Raw genomic sequence first — 3,310 nt, 5'->3', positions numbered from 1 at the left:
AAGCAGCCCCAAGTTCTTCAGGTGGGTGCTGCGCACCCAAGCGGGAGCAAGCTCCCTCGCCACGATGATGAGTAGGCCTTCCTTGACGTATTTACTTCGGCTTCATCGCCTCGAATGGCGCCGTGGCTTTTTCGACTGGGCCCGCAGCGATGGGGTGACCTGGGTCTACATCTTCAAGGTATTGCTCGCCGCGTTCCTGACCCTGTGGCTGGCGATGCGCCTGGAGTTGCCACAACCGCGCACGGCGATGATTACCGTGTTTATCGTCATGCAGCCCCAGAGTGGCCAGGTCTTCGCCAAGAGTTTCTATCGCCTGCTCGGTACCTTGGCCGGCTCGACGGTGATGGTGGCGCTGATCGCCCTGTTCGCCCAGAACACCGAATTATTCCTTGGCTGCCTGGCGATCTGGGTCGGCATCTGTTCGGCCGGAGCAGCGCGTTATCGCAACTTTCGCGCCTACGGTTTTGTGCTGGCCGGGTACACCGCGGCGATGATCGGCCTGCCGGCCCTGGCCCATCCGGAAGGCGCATTCATGGCGGCGGTGTGGCGGGTGCTGGAGATTTCCCTGGGGATTCTCTGCGCCACTGCGGTCAGCGCTGCAATCCTGCCGCAAACCGCGAGCGCGGCCATGCGCAACGCGCTCTACCAGCGCTTTGGCGTGTTCGCCCTGTTCGTCACCGATGGCTTGCGCGGACGCAGCCAGCCCGAGGCATTCGAGACACGCAACGTCGCTTTCATCGCCGAGGCGGTGGGCCTGGAAAGCCTGCGCAGCGTGACCGTGTTCGAAGACCCGCACATGCGCCGGCGCAACGGCCGACTCAGTCGCCTGAACAGCGAATTCATGGGCGTTACCACGCGCTTCAACGCCTTGCATCAGTTGCTTGAACGCTTGCGCAATGGGGCGGCGGACGCGGTGGTGGACGCGATCAAACCCGGCTTGCAAACCCTCGCCGAATTGCTCGACGGCTTCAGCGCGCGGGCCTTGACCGACGCCGATGCGACGCGTCTGGCGGCGGCGCTGGCGGCCTACAAGGCCGACTTGCCAGCCCGGGTGCGCCAGCTGCGGGCACAATTTCAAGAGACGGATCCCAGTGAGGCGCAGCAGCTGGATTTCCATACTGCCTACGAATTGCTCTATCGCTTCGTCGAAGACCTGCATGGCTACGCCCAAACCCACGCGTCACTGGCCGATCACCGCCACGAACGTGAGCGCTGGAACGAACCCTTCGTGCCGCAAACCAATGGCCTGGCCGCCGCGGCTGCCGGTTTTCGTGCCGCCTTCATCCTGGTGGTGCTGGGCAGCTATTGGGTCGCCACGGCCTGGCCGAGCGGAGCGACCATGACGATGATCGCCGCCGCCACCGTGGGCTTGTCGGCCGCCACGCCGAACCCCAAGCGCATGGCGTTCCAGATGGCCTGCGGCACGTTGTTCGGGGCGTTGATCGGGTTTGTCGAGATGTTCTTCATCTTCCCGTTGATCGACGGCTTCCCCTTGCTCTGCGTGATGTTGGCGCCGGTGATCATGCTGGGCGCGTTCCTCAGCTCACGTGCGCAATACGCCGGGGTGGGGCTGGGCCTGCTGATTTTTTTCAGCACCGGCTCGGTGCCGGACAACCTGACGGTCTACAACCCCTACGCCTTCATCAACGACTACCTCGCGATGATCCTCGGCATGCTGGTGTGTGCGGCTGCCGGGGCGATCATCCTGCCGCCCAACAGCCGCTGGATGTGGCGCCGGCTGGAACAGGACTTGCGCGAACAAGTGGTGTTCGCCATCAGCGGCAAGCTCAAGGGCCTGGCGTCGGGATTCGAGAGCCGTACCCGCGATCTGCTGCACCAGGCCTACGGGCTGGCGGCGGGGCAGCCCCGGGTGCAACGGGACTTGCTGCGCTGGATGTTCGTGGTGCTGGAAGTCGGCCACGCGATCATCGAGTTGCGCAAGGAACAGGCGACGCTGCCGGTGCATCCGGCCTATGCCGAAAGCCAGCCATGGCGCCAGGCGATCCGGGTGATGGGGCGGGCGCTGGTGCGGCTGTTCCGCCAGCCCGGCCAGAACAACCTGGAACGTGCCCTGGTCGCGGTGGACCAGGCCATCAGCCGGGTCCAGTCTACCGACGAGCCTTTCGCCGCGCATTTCGACACTTCCGCCCTGCGCCGGGTAAAGAGCTACCTGCACTTCATCCGCACCTCGCTGCTGGACCGGCAATCACCCTTGGCGGCTCATGCCGCGTCGCTGCCTCAGGAACCTGAACATGCTCCGTGAGATCGCCTTCCACGGCGTATACATGCCAACCATGACCCTGATGTTTTTCATCGCCGCCGGCCTCGCCTGGGCGTTGGATCGTTTCCTCGCGGGGCTGGATCTGTACCGTTTTTTCTGGCATCCGGCGCTGCTGCGCCTGAGCCTGTTCACTTGCCTGTTCGGCGCGCTGGCGCTGACGGTCTACCGTTGAGATCGATGCGATGAAGAAATTTTTCAGCCTGCTGGCGACGCTGTTGGTGCTGGCGCTTGCGCTGTGGATCGGCCGGACATTGTGGGTGCATTACATGAACACCCCATGGACCCGGGATGGCCGGGTACGGGCCGACATCATCAACGTCGCCGCCGACGTCAGCGGCGAAGTGATCGAGGTGCCGGTGCGCGACAACCAGTTGGTCAAGAAGGGGGACTTGCTGATGCGCATCGACCCCGAGCATTACCGCATTGCGGTCAAGCAGGCGCGTTCCCTGGTGGCGTCCCGCAAGGCCACCTGGGAAATGCGCAAGGTCAATGCCCATCGGCGCGCCGACCTGGACAGCCTGGTGATTTCCCGGGAAAACCGTGACGACGCCAGCAATATCGCCGACTCGGCCCTGGCTGATTACCAGCACGCCCAGGCGCAGCTGGAGGCGGCCGAGCTGAACCTGGCCCGCACCGAGGTCCGTGCGGCGGTGGACGGCTACGTCACCAACCTCAACGTGCACCGTGGCGACTATGCGCGCATCGGCGAGGCGAAGATGGCCGTGGTGGACATGAATTCGTTCTGGGTCTATGGCTTCTTCGAGGAAACCAAGTTGCCCAAGGTGCGGGTCGGCGATGCCGCGCAGTTGCAGTTGATGAGTGGCGAACTGCTCAAGGGCCACGTGGAGAGTATTTCCCGGGGCATCTACGACCGCGACAACCCCGAGAGCCGTGAATTGATCGCCGACGTGAACCCGACCTTCAACTGGGTGCGCCTGGCCCAGCGGGTGCCGGTGCGTATTCATCTGGACGAAGTACCGGATGGCCTGCTGCTGGCGGCGGGGATGACCTGTACGGTGGTGGTAGAGC

3 protein-coding genes are annotated in these 3,310 nt (G+C 64.1%); all 3 read left to right on the top strand.

Features of this window, described 5'->3' with window-relative positions:
* The first annotated feature begins 67 nt into the window (after positions 1-67).
* Positions 68-2,263, top strand: a complete 2,196-nt coding sequence (locus tag ACE04F_RS19000; protein ID WP_486109121.1) for an FUSC family protein — start codon at positions 68-70, stop codon at positions 2,261-2,263.
* The gene (locus ACE04F_RS18995; protein WP_486109085.1) at positions 2,253-2,453 is read left to right on the top strand and encodes a DUF1656 domain-containing protein; all 201 of its coding nucleotides are present in this window, start codon (positions 2,253-2,255) and stop codon (positions 2,451-2,453) included. Before ACE04F_RS19000 ends, ACE04F_RS18995 begins: the two co-directional genes overlap by 11 nt.
* Before the next feature lie 10 nt (positions 2,454-2,463).
* Positions 2,464-3,310 (top strand): efflux RND transporter periplasmic adaptor subunit (locus ACE04F_RS18990; protein ID WP_486109083.1); only part of this gene is annotated, 847 nt, incomplete at its 3' end.

This window comes from Pseudomonas sp. AGC41, from assembly GCF_057334555.1.
This window is presented reverse-complemented; position numbering and strand designations above follow the sequence as displayed.